The sequence below is a fragment of the Tessaracoccus sp. genome, assembly GCF_016714275.1.
GTDB lineage: Bacteria > Actinomycetota > Actinomycetes > Propionibacteriales > Propionibacteriaceae > Arachnia.
On record NZ_JADJNP010000002.1, the window covers coordinates 629,517 to 645,107 of the forward strand.

At 69.1% G+C, this 15,591-nt stretch carries 15 protein-coding genes and 3 pseudogenes; 11 read left to right on the forward strand and 7 right to left on the reverse strand.

Going from position 1 to position 15,591, the window contains the following annotated elements:
- Positions 1-46: 46 nt before the first annotated feature.
- Together IPJ61_RS11585 and IPJ61_RS11590 are read left to right on the forward strand one after the other, a co-directional pair.
- Positions 47-847, forward strand: coding sequence for a purine-nucleoside phosphorylase (locus IPJ61_RS11585; RefSeq protein ID WP_297107299.1), 801 nt, complete (start codon positions 47-49; stop codon positions 845-847).
- The gene (locus IPJ61_RS11590) at positions 847-2,505 is read left to right on the forward strand and encodes a phospho-sugar mutase (protein ID WP_297107301.1); all 1,659 of its coding nucleotides are present in this window, start codon (positions 847-849) and stop codon (positions 2,503-2,505) included. The genes IPJ61_RS11585 and IPJ61_RS11590 overlap by 1 nt, the downstream gene beginning before the upstream one ends.
- Before the next feature lie 30 nt (positions 2,506-2,535).
- Here the strand turns inward: IPJ61_RS11590 and IPJ61_RS11595 are convergent, their stop codons facing one another.
- Positions 2,536-3,366, reverse strand: coding sequence for a C40 family peptidase (locus IPJ61_RS11595; protein WP_297107304.1), 831 nt, complete (start codon positions 3,364-3,366; stop codon positions 2,536-2,538).
- Positions 3,367-3,501: 135 nt separating this feature from the next.
- Here IPJ61_RS11595 and IPJ61_RS11600 point away from each other — a divergent pair, with 135 nt between their 5' ends.
- Positions 3,502-4,323: a DUF2207 domain-containing protein gene (locus IPJ61_RS11600; RefSeq protein WP_297107307.1), complete on the forward strand. Its 822-nt coding sequence runs from the start codon at positions 3,502-3,504 to the stop codon at positions 4,321-4,323.
- Entirely contained in the window at positions 4,244-5,323 is a 1,080-nt protein-coding gene (locus IPJ61_RS11605) for a DUF2207 domain-containing protein (protein ID WP_297107311.1), read from the forward strand. The genes IPJ61_RS11600 and IPJ61_RS11605 overlap by 80 nt, the downstream gene beginning before the upstream one ends.
- 7 nt (positions 5,324-5,330) lie before the next feature.
- Here IPJ61_RS11605 and IPJ61_RS11610 read toward each other — a convergent pair whose 3' ends face one another.
- Complete coding sequence (locus tag IPJ61_RS11610; protein ID WP_297107314.1) at positions 5,331-5,594, reverse strand: hypothetical protein; 264 nt, start codon at positions 5,592-5,594, stop codon at positions 5,331-5,333.
- Between IPJ61_RS11610 and IPJ61_RS11615 the strand changes: the two genes are divergently transcribed.
- The 4 genes and pseudogenes from IPJ61_RS11615 (at position 5,593) to IPJ61_RS11630 (ending at position 7,732) form a co-directional block, all read left to right on the forward strand.
- Positions 5,593-5,760, forward strand: coding sequence for a hypothetical protein (locus IPJ61_RS11615; RefSeq protein WP_297107317.1), 168 nt, complete (start codon positions 5,593-5,595; stop codon positions 5,758-5,760). The genes IPJ61_RS11610 and IPJ61_RS11615 overlap by 2 nt on opposite strands.
- Complete coding sequence (locus tag IPJ61_RS11620) at positions 5,757-6,239, forward strand: polysaccharide deacetylase family protein (RefSeq protein WP_297107320.1); 483 nt, start codon at positions 5,757-5,759, stop codon at positions 6,237-6,239. The genes IPJ61_RS11615 and IPJ61_RS11620 overlap by 4 nt, the downstream gene beginning before the upstream one ends.
- A 166-nt stretch (positions 6,240-6,405) precedes the next feature.
- Positions 6,406-7,229: pseudogene (locus tag IPJ61_RS11625) on the forward strand (LssY C-terminal domain-containing protein).
- A 32-nt stretch (positions 7,230-7,261) separates the two neighbouring features.
- Positions 7,262-7,732, forward strand: a complete 471-nt coding sequence (locus IPJ61_RS11630; protein WP_297107323.1) for a hypothetical protein — start codon at positions 7,262-7,264, stop codon at positions 7,730-7,732.
- A 25-nt stretch (positions 7,733-7,757) separates the two neighbouring features.
- Here the strand turns inward: IPJ61_RS11630 and metG are convergent.
- From metG to IPJ61_RS11645, 3 genes and pseudogenes are all read right to left on the reverse strand, one after another.
- Positions 7,758-9,538 (reverse strand): annotated as a pseudogene (gene metG / locus IPJ61_RS11635) (methionine--tRNA ligase).
- 10 nt (positions 9,539-9,548) lie between these two features.
- Positions 9,549-9,692, reverse strand: a complete 144-nt coding sequence (locus tag IPJ61_RS11640) for a hypothetical protein (protein WP_297107325.1) — start codon at positions 9,690-9,692, stop codon at positions 9,549-9,551.
- Positions 9,689-10,003 (reverse strand): annotated as a pseudogene (locus tag IPJ61_RS11645) (GntR family transcriptional regulator); the annotation flags it as partial. The gene IPJ61_RS11640 and the pseudogene IPJ61_RS11645, both read right to left, overlap by 4 nt.
- A gap of 134 nt (positions 10,004-10,137) precedes the next feature.
- On the opposite strand from IPJ61_RS11645, the gene IPJ61_RS11650 reads away from it, so the two are divergent.
- Together IPJ61_RS11650 and IPJ61_RS11655 are read left to right on the forward strand one after the other, a co-directional pair.
- Positions 10,138-10,518, forward strand: a complete 381-nt coding sequence (locus IPJ61_RS11650) for a YchJ family protein (protein WP_297107328.1) — start codon at positions 10,138-10,140, stop codon at positions 10,516-10,518.
- A complete protein-coding gene (locus IPJ61_RS11655; RefSeq protein ID WP_297107331.1) occupies positions 10,515-11,543 on the forward strand; it encodes an aminoglycoside phosphotransferase family protein in 1,029 nt (342 codons plus the stop codon). Before IPJ61_RS11650 ends, IPJ61_RS11655 begins: the two co-directional genes overlap by 4 nt.
- A 152-nt stretch (positions 11,544-11,695) precedes the next feature.
- On the opposite strand, the gene IPJ61_RS11660 is transcribed toward IPJ61_RS11655, so the two are convergent.
- Together IPJ61_RS11660 and IPJ61_RS11665 are read right to left on the reverse strand one after the other, a co-directional pair.
- Positions 11,696-12,544, reverse strand: a complete 849-nt coding sequence (locus tag IPJ61_RS11660; RefSeq protein ID WP_297107334.1) for a ribonuclease H family protein — start codon at positions 12,542-12,544, stop codon at positions 11,696-11,698.
- A 62-nt stretch (positions 12,545-12,606) separates the two neighbouring features.
- Positions 12,607-13,347, reverse strand: a complete 741-nt coding sequence (locus IPJ61_RS11665) for a GntR family transcriptional regulator (protein ID WP_297107337.1) — start codon at positions 13,345-13,347, stop codon at positions 12,607-12,609.
- A gap of 151 nt (positions 13,348-13,498) precedes the next feature.
- Here IPJ61_RS11665 and IPJ61_RS11670 point away from each other — a divergent pair, with 151 nt between their 5' ends.
- Complete coding sequence (locus IPJ61_RS11670; RefSeq protein WP_297107340.1) at positions 13,499-15,568, forward strand: PTS transporter subunit IIABC; 2,070 nt, start codon at positions 13,499-13,501, stop codon at positions 15,566-15,568.
- Positions 15,569-15,591 lie beyond the last annotated feature (23 nt).

A 15,591-nucleotide genomic window follows, 5' to 3' on the forward strand; every position in this document is an offset into this window, starting at 1 on the left:
CTCCCACAGTCCCCCTCGACGAGGACGCGATCAGTATGCTCGGGGCATGAGCACCTCCCCCTTTGACCTGGCCGCCGAGGCCGCCGCCTTCCTCAAGAACCGCTTCGCGACGGACAGCATCGACATCGCGCTCGTGTTGGGCTCTGGCTGGTCCTCGGGGGCTGAGCAGATCGGCGAGACGCTCGGTGAGATCGAGCTGGGCGACGTCCCGGGCTTCAGCAAGCCGGTGGTGGCCGGGCACGGCGGCAAGCTGTTGCTGGCCCGCGCGGCGACCGGGAAGCTCGCGGCGATCTTCACCGGGCGCACGCACTATTACGAGGGCCGCGGCGCCGACGCCGTCGCCCACGGGGTGCGCACCGCCGCCGCCTGGGGGGCGACGACCATGGTGTTGACCAACGGCTGCGGCGGCCTCAACCCCGCTTGGGGGCCGGGAACCGTCGTCCTGCTGAAGGACCACATCAACCTCACCGGCGACACCCCGCTGCACGGCGCGAACTTCGTCGACCTGTCCGAGGCCTACTCCGGTCGGCTCCGCGAGGCCGCCCGCAGCGTCGACGCCGACCTTCCCGAGGGCGTCTATGTGCAGTTCCGCGGCCCGCAGTACGAGACCCCTGCCGAGGTGCGGATGGCGGGCATCATCGGCGGCGACCTCGTCGGCATGTCGACGACGCTGGAGACCATCGCGGCGCGCGAGGCGGGCATGGAGGTGCTCGGCCTTTCGCTCGTCACCAACGCCGCCGCCGGCATGGGCGACAGCAACCTGGACCACGCGGAGGTGCTGCAGGCCGGGCGCGACGCCGGACCGCGGCTCGCCGCGCTGCTGGCAGGGATCGTCGGGGAACTGTGATGAGCGACGTGTTGACGCTGGCCGCCGCGTGGCGGGATGCGGACATCGACCAGGACACGCGAGAGCAGCTGGACCACCTGATCGTCCAGTCGCAGGCCAACGACGAGGGCGTCGCGCAGGCAGCGATGGACGAGCTGGCCAGCGCGTTCGTCGGGCCGCTCGAGTTCGGCACCGCGGGCCTGCGCGGCCCGATCGGCCCAGGCCCTGCGCGGATGAACCGAGTCGTCGTGACCCAGGCGGCCGCGGGCTTCGCGGCATGGCTCACTGAGCAGGGCCTCGCGGGCGGGAAGGTCATCGTCGGGCACGACGCGCGACACAAGTCAGACGCATTCGCGGCCGACACCGCCGAGATCATGGCAGGCGCCGGGTTCGAGGTGCTGTGGACCAGTGGCCCCATCCCCACGCCCGTCATCGCCTTCGGCATCCAGCACCTCGGCTGCGTCGCGGGCGTCGTCGTCACGGCCTCGCACAACCCGCCGGCCGACAATGGCTACAAGGTGTACCTGGGCGACGGCTCGCAGATCGTGCCGCCCACCGACGGCGAGATCTCGACCCACATCGCCCGCGTCGCCGCGGACGACTGGGCGGTCCTCCCCCGGTCGCACGCCCGCACGGACGTCACGGCCGAGCTGCTGGACGCGTACGTGGCCCGCGCGGCCTCGCTCTACGCGGCCGAGGCGCCGCGGGAGCTGACCTGGGTGCACACGGCCATGCACGGCGTCGGCGCCGCGACCGTGCGCCGCGTGGCTGCGGCGGTCGGGCTGCCTGCGCCGCACGAAGTCGCAGAGCAGGCCGAACCGAACCCCGACTTCCCGACCGTCGCGTTCCCGAATCCCGAGGAGAAGGGCGCCATCGACCTGGCGCTCGCCCTCGCGGAGGCTGCCGGCGCGGACGTTGTCGTCGCGAACGATCCCGACGCCGACCGGTGTGCCGTCGCCGCGGTGGTCGACGGCGCGTGGCGGATGCTGACAGGCGATGAGCTGGGCGCGATCCTGGGCGACGACGCCATTCGGCGCGGCGTGCCCGGCACGTTCGCGAACTCGATCGTGTCGTCGACGCTGCTGGGCCGCATGGCCCACGCCGCGGGACGCGACCACCAGACGACGCTGACGGGGTTCAAGTGGATCGGCCGCGTCCCCGACCTCGCCTTCGGCTATGAGGAGGCCATCGGATACTGCTGCGACTCGCGCGCTGTGCCGGACAAGGACGGCATCACCGCGGCGGTCAACGTGCTGCGGATCGTCGCGGAGCTGCGCGCCGAGGGCCGCACGCTCGCCGATAGGCTCGACGACATCGCCCGCGCCCACGGGTTGACGGCGACGTCGCAGCTGTCGGTCCGCGTCGCCGACCTTTCGCTGATCGCCGACGCCATGGCCCGGCTGCGCGCCAACCCTCCTGCAGAGCTGCTCGGCGAGCCGGTCGCCGTCGTCGATCTCGCCGACGACGGAGGCCACCTGCCCCCGACCGACGGCGTGGAGTTCACGGGCCGCGCCGTGCACGTAGTCGCGCGCCCGTCCGGGACGGAGCCGAAGCTGAAGTGCTACCTGGAGGTTCGGCTCGGCGTCGACGAGTCGCAGGACGTGCCCGCGGCCCGCGCGACGGCGTCGGCGCTGCTGGAAACGGTACGGGCAGAAATGGCAACAGCGCTCGGCGTGTGACCGAGCGCTGCTTCCTCAACTTCCGTCAGGTCAGCCGACCCGACGGGCGCCGCTGAACGGCATGTACTTGAGCTTGGTGACGTTGACGCCGGTGCGCGGGTTGCCCGCGTGCACGACCTTGCCGTCGCCGATGTAGATGGCCACGTGGCTCACGGGGCTGTAGAAGAACACCAGGTCGCCCGGCTTCAGGTTCGACTTCGACACGCGCTTGCCGACCGACATCTGGGCCCGCGAGTTGCGGGGCAGCTTCACGCCCGCCTTGGCGTAGGCGTAGCTGGTCAGGCCGGAACAGTCGAAGGCGTTGGGGCCGGTGGCGCCGTGTACGTAACGCTTGCCGACCTTGCCGAGCGCGAACTTCATGGCCTCGCGCGCCTTGGTGTCGCGGACCTTGACGGTCTTCTTGGCCGAGACGGCCTTCTTGTACTTGGGGGTGGCGGCGGTGACGACGCGCAGCTTGGTCTTGCCTGCCTTTGTCAGCTTCGCCGAGAAGGAGAACTTGCCCTTCGAGGTGGTGGTGTCCTTGGCGATGGTCGACCACTTCTTGCCGGTCCAGCGCTGCAGCGAGGCCTTCGCGCCCTTGGCGGTCATGGTGCCGCTCACGGTGAACTTCTTCTTCACCCGGACCGTCTTGGGGGCCTTCTTCACCGTGACGGTGGCCTTCTTCGGCTGCGGCTTGGGGGCCGGCTGAGCCGCGGGCAGCTGCTGGTCAGCGGCCGGGGCGTCTGCCGCCAGCGCTGCGGGCGCGGCAACAACCGGTGCCGCGGGCGCCTCGTCGTCGGCATGGGCGATCGGAGCGCCGATCGTGCCGAGGAGCAGGGCCGTCGAGCAGGCCAGGCCCGCAATCGTCTTGCTGATCTTCATCTCAGTGTCTTCTTCCGTCTCGAACCGATCTGAGCGGCCGCCCCCCGCGCGACTGTCACAACTCTGAGAGAGAGCTTAAGCATTCTCAGAATCAATACCAAATCCTCAGGTTTTCGCGACCGCTACCCTGGAACCATGACGAAGCTCCGTGCCGTTCTTGCCTCCGTCGTCCTCGCGCTGCTCACAACGTTCCTGGTCGCGCTTCCCGCCTCTGCTGACGACAGCGCACCGATCACCCGCTACGACGTGGTCGTGAACCTCACGCCCGAGGGCGTGGCCGAGGTTGCGGTCGACTTCACGATGGACTTCTCGGCAGTGCGCGGCCGCGGCCCGATCGTGCTGCTCCCCACCCGGCAGACCGACGGCGCGGATCCCGACTGGGACTACGTGTTCGACTACTCCGACGTCCGGGTCAGCTCCCCCAGCGGCGCGAGCGCCAACGTCAACCGCGACTACGAGAGCGGCATGATGGCCCTCCGGATCGGTGACGAGAACCGCTGGAACACGACGCCGCAGGACTACACGCTGACCTACTCCGTCACCGGTTTCATCGTCTCCGATCACCCGAAGAGCGGGCTGGACGAGTTCAACTGGGACGTCATCGGACCCGCGTGGAGGTCGGAGATCTCCAACCTCACGGTGACGGTGACCGGCCCCACCGCCGTGAGCGGGGTCGCCTGCTTCTACGGCCCGTACTCGGCGCAGGAGAGGTGCGACGCGTCGTCGTCGGGCGACACGGCCACGTTCGCCCACGCCGAGACGCTGCCCCGAGGAATCCCGTCCAGATCGTCGCGGGCTTCCCCCCGGCACGTTCGGCGGCGTTCAGCAGCACCGCGAGAGGGCCAAGACCCTCGGCAATGCGTTCGAGCTCAGCCCGGTGACCGGCGGCGCCGCTGGCGCGGGACTCGTCGCCGCCGTCGCCGGTCTCGTGGCCATTCGCCGACGACACGCCCGTGACGACGTCTACCTCGGCCTCACGCCTGGCATCGTGCCCGGCCCCGGTGAGGACGCCACTGTCGGCCGCCAGTCGGGCAAGTTCCCCGTCGCGGTGCAGTTCCACCCGCCGAAGGGCGCGTCCCCAGGCGAGATCGGGACCCTGATGGACACCACGGCCGACGACGTCGACGTGTCCGCCACCATCGTCGACCTCGCTGTGCGCGGGTTCCTGAAGATCGAGTCGACGGGCAAGAAGACCTTCACGCTGTACGCCACGCAGCCACGTGCAGGCGAGCGGCTGCGCCCCTATGAGGAGAAGCTGCTGGGTGACATCTTCAAGGGCAAGGCCGTGCGCACGTCGAAGCAGCTGTCAACGGAGAAGTTCCAGAAGGTTCTGCCCAACGCCCGATCGGGGCTGTACAACGCCGTCGTCCAGTTGGGCTGGTTCAAGGGCAACCCGACGCTCGCGCAGACCGGGCCGCTCGTGCTCGGCGGGCTCTGCCTCATGGCGGCGCTCGGCGTCGCGATCGTCGGGGCATTCTTCGGCTGGGGCCTGCTGGCCATCCCGTTCGCGGTGTTCGGCATCGGCTTGATGGCCATGTCGAGCAAGTTCCGCAAGCGCACCGCCGCCGGCTCCGCGTACCTGGCACAGGCCAAGGGATTCGAGCTGTACCTGCGCACCGCGGAGAAGGACACGCTGAAGTTCGAAGAGGGCCAGGACATTTTCTCGAAGTATCTGCCGTACGCGATCGTTTTCGGAGTCGCGGACCGTTGGGCGACGCTCTTCGCACAGCTCGGCGCCGAGGGCATCTACCGGGCCGACACGTCCTGGTATGTCGGCGCGGACCTGATGCGTGGGGCCTACTTCGCCAACGCGATGAGCAACCTGACGACGTCTATGTCGAGCGTCATGCAGGCCGCCCGGATGGACGGCATGAGTTCCTCGACCGGCGGGTCGTCGGGCTTCTCCGGCTTCAGCGGCGGCGGCGGCTTCGGCGGCGGTGGCGGCGGCTCCTGGTGAGGGAACCTCACCCCGTTTTCGGTCGTCGCACGCTCGGCATCGCCACGGCGTTGGCGGGGCTGAGCGCGGCGGGGTGCGCGCCACCGGCCGCTCCTGAGCCCCCTCCGTCAACACCCTCAGCACCGCCGCGGCCGTCCGTGTCGCCGTCGGTCATTGCGTCGCCGTCGGCACCTTCCGAGGACCCGTCGACGCCTGGGCCGTCGCCGAAAGGCCCAGATCCCGCCGACGTCGCACGCCGGTTCGCGAAGAAGAAGCCGAAGGACTGGGGCATGCATCTGCCGGGCATCGTCTCCGCGCTGGATGCGCCGTCCACCTCCGACGGCGTGGCGAGGATCGCGCTCACCTTCGACGCGTGCGGCGGCCGGCACGGTTCCGGCTTCGACGAGCGGCTGATCTCAGGGCTGGTCGCCGCGAAGGTGCCTGCCACTCTTTCGTGAACCTTCGTTGGATCGACGCCAACCCGGACATCGTGGCGGATCTGCTCGCCGAACCGCTGTTCGAACTGGGCAACCACGGCACCCGGCACGTGCCGCTGTCGGTGACCGGCCGCGAGGCGTACGGGATCGCTGGCTCGGCGAGCGCGCGCGAGGCCGTAGACGAGGTGTGGGAGTGTCACGAGCGGCTGATCTCGCTTGTCGGCTCCCCTCCCCGCTTCTTCCGCTCCGGCACCGCCCACTACGACGATGTCGGCGTCGCGATCGCGAAGGCGCTGGGTGAGACCCCCGTCGGATTCAGCACCAACGGCGACGCCGGCGCCACCTTCGCCGCGGCCACCGTCCGCGCCGAGGTGCGGGCGACGAAGCCGGGCGGCATCGTGATCGCCCACTTCAACCGCCCGGACTCCGACACCGCGAAGGGAATGCTCCGCGCGGTCGACGACCTCCTGTCCGAGGGTGTCGAGTTCGTACACATCTGAGCTCCCCGTCGCGCCCATCCCCCAGAACCGACGGATCGACGGCGCACACGGCGTCGAGGCGCGTTTCGCACCATCCTCGGCGCGGTAGCATCTGACCATCGGTGACAACGCACCCCAACAAGCGCGGAGTTCCGTGTCTCAAGACCGCACGCGCACTGGGGGCCTCATGAGTGCATCGCCGAACCGCAGCTACTCCCGCGGGGTGGCCCTCGACTGGTTCTTCTTCGTGTTCGCCGGGCTCGCCGCGATCTGGCTGGCCGGGCTCAGCCTGACCCAGACCCTCGCCACCGGCTGGTGGGCCATCGTCCTCGTCGTTCTCTTCTGGGGGCTGCTGGCGTATCTCGTGCTGCCTCGCCTGCACCGCATCCTGACCACCGTCTACGTCCCCAACTACTTCATCGGCCGCACCCGTACGAGCGACGGGCTCCTCGGTGACCCCGTCAACCTCGCCCTCATGGGGACGGGCGAGCAGATTCAGCGCGCTATGGAGCGCGCGGGTGGATCAAGGCCGACCCCATCACGGCTCAGTCGTCCTGGGGCATGGTGCGCTCGACCCTGCGCCAGGAGAGCTACCCGGAGGCACCCGTCAGCCCGCTGTTCCTGTTCGGCAAGCAGCAGGCGTTCGCGTACCAGCAGGAGGTCGACGGCAACCCCAAGCAGCGTCACCACGTCCGCTTCTGGCCCTGCCCCGACGGCTGGCTCCTCCCCGGTGGGGAGCGCGTGGAGTGGCTCGCTGCGGGCACCTTCGACACGTCGGTCGGCCTGTCGTTCTTCACGCTCCAGATCACCCACCGCATCGACGCGAACACCGACATCGAGCGCGACTACATCGTCGACACCGTCAGCGAGGCCAACAGCGCCGTGCGGATCCGCGTCCTCGAGAACTTCTCGACCGGCTACCACGCCCGCAACGGCGGCGGCGACACCATCCACACCGACGGGAACCTACCCGTCATCGACGTCGGGGCATCGCATGACCCACATGCCTGAGAAGCTGCCCGCGTTCGAGGCAGGGGGCGAGGTTGCTGCAGCGCGAGCAGCGCGACCCCAACATGGCGCGGCCGGCGGCGACCGTCGTCGGCGCAAGCCTCGTGATCCTCCGCGCCCTGATCGGCGCCGTCGTATTGGCAGGGTTGATGAGCGGCTGGGACGGGCTGCTGCTCGCCGTCGACTCGGCGGTCGAGGTACTGGGCTTCGCCCGCGAAGGCGCACCACTGTTGCGCATGGTCGTGTTCTCGCTCGGTGCCACGCTGCTGCTTGCCCAGGCCGTGGTCGGCATCCTCATCTTCTTCGGCTACAACTGGGCGCGCGTGCTCGTGATGCTCGCGGCCGTCGTCGACATCTCCACGACGTTCATCGCATGGTCGACGAGCGAGCAAGACATCACCTTCGCCGGGACCATCTACTCGTTGGCCATCGACATCCTGATCCTGCTTGCGCTCTCGAGCCAGGCCGCCGCATCCTACGCCCGGCGCAACGAGCCCATCGCGTAGCGGACGCAGCTCGCGGAGACCAAGGTCAGCCGACGGGAGCCCAGCTCGGCCCGGTCTCCCCCAGCTTCTCGTCGAGCTTCGCGAACAGCGGCGACGGCTTGTCGAGCGGCGTCCCGGGCACAACCGGGCGCGAGGCCCAGGTCGCCTGCTGGGCGGCGTAGTCGCCCTGCAGCGTCGGGTAGACGAGGTCACCGTCGACGACCTCGACGATCTGCGGCTGCGCGGCCCACACGCCCTCGCCGCCCAGCGCCTCGAACACCTTCTGCGCCGAGTGCGGGAGGTACGGCGTCAGCAGCGTGTTGCAGTCGGACACCACCTGGAGCGTGACGTGCAGCACGGTGTCGCGGCGCCGCCGATCGTCCTTCAGCTTCCACGGCTCCATGTCCGAGACGTACTTGTTGGCGAGGCCGACGATGCGCATCGTCTCGGTGATGCCCGCCTTGAAGCGGCGCGCCGCGATGTGTTCGCCGACGACGTCGAACGCAGCCGTGGCCGCGTCAAGGAGTGCCTGGTCATCGTCGGTCAGCTCTGCGGCGGCAGGGATGCCGCCGTTGTTCTTGTGCGCCATGGAGATCGAGCGGTTGACGAGATTGCCCCACTCGTTGGCCAGCTCGAAGTTCGTGCGGCGGACGAACTCCTCCCACGTGAAGTCGGTGTCCTGGTTCTCCGGGCCCGCGACGGCGATGTAGTAGCGCAGGGCGTCGGGGCCGAACTCTGCGAGGAAGTCCCCGACGAAGATGGACGCGCCACGCGACGACGACACCTTCGAGCCCTTCATCGTCATGAACTCCGAGCTCACGACCTCCGTAGGCAGCTGCAGCTCGCCCAGCGCCGGGCGGATCTCGCCGCCCAGTTCGCCCTGGCCGTTGGCGCCGAGCAGGATGCCGGGCCAGATCACCGAGTGAAAGACGATGTTGTCCTTGCCCATGAAGTAGTAGCTGAGCGCCTCGGCGTCGTTCCAGAACGCGCGCCACGCCTCCGGGCGCCCCTGGCGCGTCGCCCACTCGACGGAGGCCGACAGATAGCCGATCACGGCGTCGAACCACACGTAGATGCGCTTCATCGGCGCGTCGCGCCAGCCGTCGAGCGGGATGGGGACGCCCCAGTCGAGGTCGCGGGTGATGGCGCGCTCGCGGATCTCCTTGAGGAGATTGTGCGAGAACTTGAGCACGTTCGGCCGCCAGTCCTCACGGCTGGACAGCCACTCGGTCAGCTGGGGCGCGACCTTCGGGAGGTCGAGGAAGAAGTGCTCCGTCTCGACGAACTGCGGGGTCTCACCGTTGATCTTCGACTTCGGGTTGATCAGGTCCGCAGGGTCCAGCTGGTTGCCGCAGTTGTCGCACTGGTCCCCGCGGGCATTGCCGTAGCCGCAGAGGGGACACGTGCCCTCGATGAATCGATCGGGCAGCGTGCGCCCGGTCGACGGCGAGATAGCACCCATCTGCGTCTTCGCGACGATGTAGCCGTTGTTGTAGAGCGCCGTGAACATCTCCTGCACGACGGCGTAGTGGTTGGGCGTCGTCGTGCGGGTGTACAGGTCGTAGGACAGCCCGAGGCCCTGGAGGTCGGCAACGATCTGCGCGTGGTATTTGTCTGCGGTCTCGCGGGCGGTGAGGCCCTCGGCGTCGGCCTTCACCTGAATGGCCGTGCCGTGCTCGTCGGAGCCGAGACCATCAGCACGTCGTGGCCCGCCATGCGCATGTACCGCGAGAACACATCGGAGGGGACACCAAAGCCCGACACGTGACCGATATGGCGGGGACCGTTGGCATATGGCCATGCAACGGCGGCAAGAACACGACTCATGCGCGTCATCCTATCGTCGCCGTCGCCCACCCATCGGCGACGACGTCGCCCCGCTCGAACGCCGACTCACCGGCTGGCTCCGGACGGCCGGCCACGTCGCTCCCCTCCACGACGAGTAGGTGACGTACAGGTTGTCGACGACGACACTGCTCATGCTTCCTCCTGGGAGATGAGTTCGATGACCTGGGCCGGGGTGAGGCCCAAACGGGCCGCCTCGGCGAGCAGCGGTCCGACGAACCGCTGGTGGAAGTCGGCGCGGCGCTGTGCGAGCAGCCGGGCGCGCGCCGTCGGCGACGAACGTGCCAATCCCCGCTGCTTGTAGAGGATCCCCTCGGCCACGAGCTGCGCGACGCCCTTGAGCGCGGTGGCGGGGTTGATCCGCCAGAAGGAGGCGAACTCGTTGATCGACGGCACCTGATCGCCCTCCGCGAGCGTGCCATCGACGATGTCGTCGGCAATCCGGCGCGCAACCTGCTGGAAAAGGGGAACATCCTCCCTTGCCCTGCTGGTGTGTTAGTAGAGTAACTAACCATGCAACGATGCTAGTTGCACAATATCTCCCGCGCAAGGATGCGAGGACGGACCAATAGGCTGTCGCCATGACCGTCGACCCCTGCCCCTGCGACACCGGGAAGCCATACGCCACCTGTTGCGGGCGCTTCCACGACGGCCGCCCCGCGCCTACCGCCGTCGCCCTGATGCGCTCCCGCTACGCTGCGTTCGCGCGTGGGCTCGCCGACTACCTGCTCACCACGTGGCACCCTGCCACCCGTCCCGCGCACCTCGAGTTCGACGACACGACCTGGACGGGCCTCGTCATCGAGGCGACCGAGGCCGGGAAGGCCTGGGACGTTACCGGGGCCGTCGCATTCGCCGCGTCCTGGAGGCGTGCCGACGGGACCGAGGGCGCGCTGCGCGAGCGCAGCCGCTTCGCGCTGATCGACGGCCGCTGGCTGTACGTCGACGGCGTGCACGAGTGAACCCCGCCGACCCCCGCACCGGGGCTCACCTCCTTGACGCGCTCAGGTCCCGCGCGATCGCCCTCCCCGACCCGTCCCTCCGGGTGGACGACGCCACCGCATCCCTCCTCGGCACCGGCGAGAGCTATGCCGCCTGGCTCGTGACCGACGGCACGGCGTCGCTGGTCTTTCGGCTCGCCCGGCGTCGCCCAGAAGACATGCCGTGTCCGATGATCGACGAGTTCCGCGCGGGCTCGCTCATCCCCGACGACATCGGCTCGCGCCCGCTTGCCATGGACGACTTAGCCGACAATCCGCTCGGCACGCCGTACATCGTCGCCACCTACGCGCCGGGCTCGCTCCGGGTGCCCAGCGCCTGGGACGCGGGACTGCTCGGCTCCCTCGCGGGCCGACTCGCGGTGCTGCACGAACGCACGTACCCGTTGGCCGGATCGGTCGGCGGTGCCGCCGAACGGCTCGACATCGTCCGGGAGTTCGACGACAGCTACGCCTGGTGGCAGGCAGCGGACCCCGAGATCGCCAGCGGGCCCGAGGCCGCGGCCCTCGCGCTGCGCATCCGCCCGCACATCGTGGCGGCGGCGCCCGCATTCGACGGCATCTCCTACTCGCTCATCCACGGTGACCTCGTCGCCACCAACATCCTCATCGACGAACGGGGCACACCGCGGCTCATCGACTGGGAGTGGGCACGCATCGGCGACGTCGCCAACGACCTCGCGCTCATCGGCGGTCGCATCACGGAGGGCCCTGGTACGTGCCGATGGACGAGGCGACGATCGACCGGCTCCTCGCCGAGTACCTCGCCGCCCGCACGGCTCAGACCGGGCTGGCGGCGGAGCCACTCGCGCGCCTGCGCGCACGCCGCGACTCATGGGAGTTGCTCGAGCGCTTCTTCACCAGCCTCCACTGCGAGGGAAAGGCCCTCCGCTCCGGCGATCCGTTATACGCCCAGGCGACGAGGCAAATGCGCACGGGCCTCCACGCGCTGGTCTAAGAGCCGAGGTGCCGCGCACGCCTCCCCTTAGGAATCGGATGCTGGTTCATACACCGACGACGGCCGAGGGCAATTCAAGCTTGCTTGATTGCCGAGGCCAAGGAAGGTGTTGCAATGCGAAGCACGATCACACGAACCAACATCCGACTCTTCGGGTCCGCGGCTGGGGCCGCGGCGGGACCCTTACAACAGCGAAGCGAACCGAAGCCGCCAGCCGGCGGGGAGCTGGACCCAGACCAGCGCGGCGGGCGAGCCGCCGATGCTCGCCCGCACGAGTCCGGCGTCGGAGCCCAATCCGTCGACGGCGAGCACCTCGCCGTCGACGGCGCCCTCCCACAGCAGCCGGTCCGCCTCGACTCCGCCACCGTGGCAGACGAAGTCGGAGTGCAGCGGCGCCGACGACGGGTCGTCGAAGAGGGCCCGTGCCGCGCGCACCAGGGCGGCCTTCTGGCGCGGCGCGGCGGATCCCGCGACGGGGCGCGGAGCATCGGCGTCGGGAGCGTCTGAGAACAGGTCAGGCTGCTCGTCGACCGCGCCGACGGCGAAGTCCGTGCGGCCGGCGGGGCGCGCGATCTCGGGGAACCCCGGCCCGGCGTCGGGCTCGCGGCCCTGCTGGTAGGCGGTGGCGGCGGCGCGGGCGCGCTCGTCGGCAGCCTCGTTCATGCGGTGGCCCGCATGGCCCTTGACCCACTCGAAGGTCACGTCGCGGCCGCGCAGCTCCTTGTCGAGGTCCTTCATCAGCTCGACGTTCAGCACCGGCTTCCCGTCGCCCTTCTTCCACCCCTTGCGCTTCCACCCGGGCAGCCATTTGGTGAGCGAGTTGATGACGTACTGGGAGTCGCAGAGGATGGTGAGCGGCTCGTCGCGGTGTGCCGTCGACCGCAGGAGGTCGAGGACGGCCATGAGCTCGCCCATGTTGTTGGTCCCGTGCGGCCATCCACCAGCGGCCCAGATGTCGTCGGAGACGTACCAGGCCCACCCGGCCGGCCCGGGGTTGGACAGAGAGGAGCCGTCAGCAGCCGCGATGATCACCAGGAGAGGATAACCAGATGCCCTGCGTGCGACCAGGACGACGGACAAGAGGTTCCGCGGACTCACACCCCTTGCGAAGCATCCTGCCGCACTTCTCCGGCGTCCCCGAGACGCTGATGCGAGATGAACCGGAACCGGTCGCCGCGGAAGGCCGAGCTGGTCCACTCCACCCGCCGGCCCGACTCGTCCCAGCCCGTGCGATGGACCAGCAGCATCGGGAGGCCAGTCTCGACGCCCAGCAGCGACGCCTGCTCCGGATCGGCCAGCACGGTCTCCACCGTGTCCTCCGCGCCGGCGAGGTGGATCCCGTAGTGCTCACGCAGCGCGCGGTAGAGCGAGCCCCCGCCCTCAAGCAAGTCCGCCAGCCCGGGGAACACGGCGGGTAGGTAGGCGACCTCGTGCGCGATTGTCTCGTCGGCGGCCGTGCGCAGCCGCTCGACGCGCTGGACCGGCGTGCCCGGCGGTACCGCGAGGTGCGCACACACGTCGCCGTCGGCAGACTCCTCGCGGATGTCGAGCACGACGCTGCCGGGGCGCCAGCCGTCGGAGTCCAGGTCCTGGGAGAAGGAGGTGAGGGGGCGCACGGACATCAGCTTCGGGCGCGCGACGAACGTCCCGCTCCCCTGCCTGCGCGCGAGCCGGCCGTCGACCACGAGCTCGGCGATCGCCTGCCGCACGGTGGTGCGCGAGGTGTTGAACTGCTGCGCGAGCTCTCGCTCGGGGGCCACCGGTGTTCCCGGCTCCGCGTCCGCTATCGAGCGCAGGATCTTCTGCTTGACTCTGTAGTACTTGGGAACCTTCATGGCGACCCTCCCCGGGCGACGACCCCGACGCTTCCGACCCTACGCGATTGGACTAGACCAATCAAAGTGAGCGATCCTTGACGCGCATTTTGATCACGTGCGAACGTACAGCCACTGGTCTATACCAATCGACCGACCTACGAGGAGAGATATGACCGCACCCGTGAAGGAAAAGCCGAAGCGTTCGGGCTTCCCCGGCTTCGCGCAGCTGCAGCGCCTGGGCAAGAGCCTCATGCTGCCCATCGCCCTGCTGCCCGCCGCCGGCATCCTGCTGCGCCTCGGCCAGGAGGACCTGCTCGGCCAGATCGACTGGCCCATCATCGGCCCCTTCTTCGACGCCATGAGCGCGGCGGGCGGCTCGGTGTTCGCGAGCCTGCCCATCCTGTTCGCCGTCGGCGTCGCCATCGGCTTCGCCAAGAAGGCCGACGGCGCGACCGCGCTGTCCGCCGTCGCAGGCTACCTCGTGATCGACGCCGTGTTCAAGAGCATGTCGCCGATCGTGCTCGAAGGGGTCACCGACGCCCAAGGCAACCAGGCGATGATCAACTACAGCGTCTTCGCGGGCATCATCGTCGGCCTCGTCACCGCGTACCTGTTCGACAAGTACCACAACATCCAGCTGCCCACCTACCTCGGGTTCTTCGGCGGCCGCCGCTTCGTGCCCATCGTCGTGTCGTTGGCCACCCTGCTCATCGGCTTCGCGATGTCCTACTTCTACCCCATCTTCAACATGGGCTTGACCAACGTCGGCGCGCTCATCGGCGGGTCGGGTGCGTTCGGGGCGTTCGTCTACGGCGTCGCCAACCGCATGCTGATCCCCATCGGCCTGCACCACATCCTCAACACCTTCATCTGGTTCATCTACGGCGAGTACCCGACCGATGCCGGCATCCTCACCGGCGAGCTCACCCGCTTCGCCGCGGGCGATCCGACCGCCGGCGCCCTCACCGCCGGGTTCTACCCCATCCTCATGTTCGGCCTCCCCGCCGCCGCGCTCGCGATGATCCACGTCGCGAAGCCCGCGCAGAAGAAGGCAGCCATCGGCATCCTGTCCGCCGCCGGCCTTACCGCCTTCCTCACCGGCATCACCGAGCCGCTCGAGTTCGCGTTCATGTTCGTCGCGCTCCCGCTCTACATCGTGCACGCCCTGCTGACCGGTCTCTCCCTCGCCGTCGCCTACCTGCTGAACATCCACCTGGGCTTCTCGTTCTCGGCAGGTCTCATCGACCTCTTGCTCTACGGCACCGCCCCCGCAGCGCAGAACATCTGGCTTCTCGTCCTGCAGGGCCTCGCCTTCGCGGTGCTCTACTACTTCATGTTCCGTTTCGTCATCGTGAAGTGGAACATGCGCACCCCCGGCCGGATGAAGGACGCCGACTTCGAGGCTGAGCAGGCCGCCAACCTGACCGACGGCGACGGCGCCGCCCACGCCGCCGGCGGCACGGCGAGGGCCGAGCAGCTCATCGCCGCGTTCGGCGGCCGCGAGAACCTTGTCAACGTGGACGCCTGCATCACGCGGCTCCGGATGGAGGTCGCAGACAAGGCAGCCGTCAACCATGGCCAGCTGAAGGCACTCGGCGCCGCCGGCGTGATGGAGGTGGGCAACAACGTCCAGGCGATCTTCGGCGCGCAAGCCGAGGGCCTCAAGCACGAGATCCTCGCAGCGCTCGCAGGCCCCGCCCCGATCGCCCCGGTCGCAGCGCCCGTGGCGGCCCCGGCCGTCACCCCGGCAGCCTCGGCCGCGGTCGCTGCCCCCGCAAAGGCCCCGACGACGATCCTCGCACCGGTCCGCGGACGTACCGTCGCCCTCACTGAGGTTCCTGACGCGACCTTCGCGGCCGAGATCATGGGTTCGGGTGTCGCGATCGACCCCCCGCGCGAGGTCGTCGAGGCGGTGGCTCCGGTCAGCGGAACGATCATTCAGCTGTGGCCCCACGCGTTCATCGTCGCCACCGCCGACGAGGTCGGCGTGCTCGTCCACCTCGGCATCGACACGGTGCAGCTCCAGGGCGAGGGCTTCACCACCCATGCCGGTGTGGGCGACCAGGTCGCCGCGGGCCAGAAGGTCATCACCTACGACGTGCCCACCGTCGAGCGCCTCGAGCGCAACCCGATCATCCCGGTGATCGTGCTGGATTCGAAGGCCGAGACCCTCCAGGTGATCGCGGCGATCGACGCCGAGGTCACCGAGGGCCAGGAGCTGATCACCAAGCTCAGCTGAACCGCCGTCGCCAAGAAGGGTCC

What these genes read in the sequence shown, in the direction of transcription:
- IPJ61_RS11585 (WP_297107299.1), top strand. Translation starts at nt 47, where the DNA reads ATGAGCACCTCCCCCTTTGACCTGGCCGCCGAGGCCGCCGCCTTCCTC.
- IPJ61_RS11590 (WP_297107301.1), top strand. Translation starts at nt 847, where the DNA reads ATGAGCGACGTGTTGACGCTGGCCGCCGCGTGGCGGGATGCGGACATC.
- IPJ61_RS11595 (WP_297107304.1), bottom strand. Translation starts at nt 3,366, where the DNA reads ATGAAGATCAGCAAGACGATTGCGGGCCTGGCCTGCTCGACGGCCCTG.
- IPJ61_RS11600 (WP_297107307.1), top strand. Translation starts at nt 3,502, where the DNA reads ATGACGAAGCTCCGTGCCGTTCTTGCCTCCGTCGTCCTCGCGCTGCTC.
- IPJ61_RS11615 (WP_297107317.1), top strand. Translation starts at nt 5,593, where the DNA reads ATGCATCTGCCGGGCATCGTCTCCGCGCTGGATGCGCCGTCCACCTCC.
- IPJ61_RS11610 (WP_297107314.1), bottom strand. Translation starts at nt 5,594, where the DNA reads ATGCCCCAGTCCTTCGGCTTCTTCTTCGCGAACCGGCGTGCGACGTCG.
- IPJ61_RS11640 (WP_297107325.1), bottom strand. Translation starts at nt 9,692, where the DNA reads ATGAGCAGTGTCGTCGTCGACAACCTGTACGTCACCTACTCGTCGTGG.
- IPJ61_RS11650 (WP_297107328.1), top strand. Translation starts at nt 10,138, where the DNA reads ATGACCGTCGACCCCTGCCCCTGCGACACCGGGAAGCCATACGCCACC.
- IPJ61_RS11665 (WP_297107337.1), bottom strand. Translation starts at nt 13,347, where the DNA reads ATGAAGGTTCCCAAGTACTACAGAGTCAAGCAGAAGATCCTGCGCTCG.
- IPJ61_RS11670 (WP_297107340.1), top strand. Translation starts at nt 13,499, where the DNA reads ATGACCGCACCCGTGAAGGAAAAGCCGAAGCGTTCGGGCTTCCCCGGC.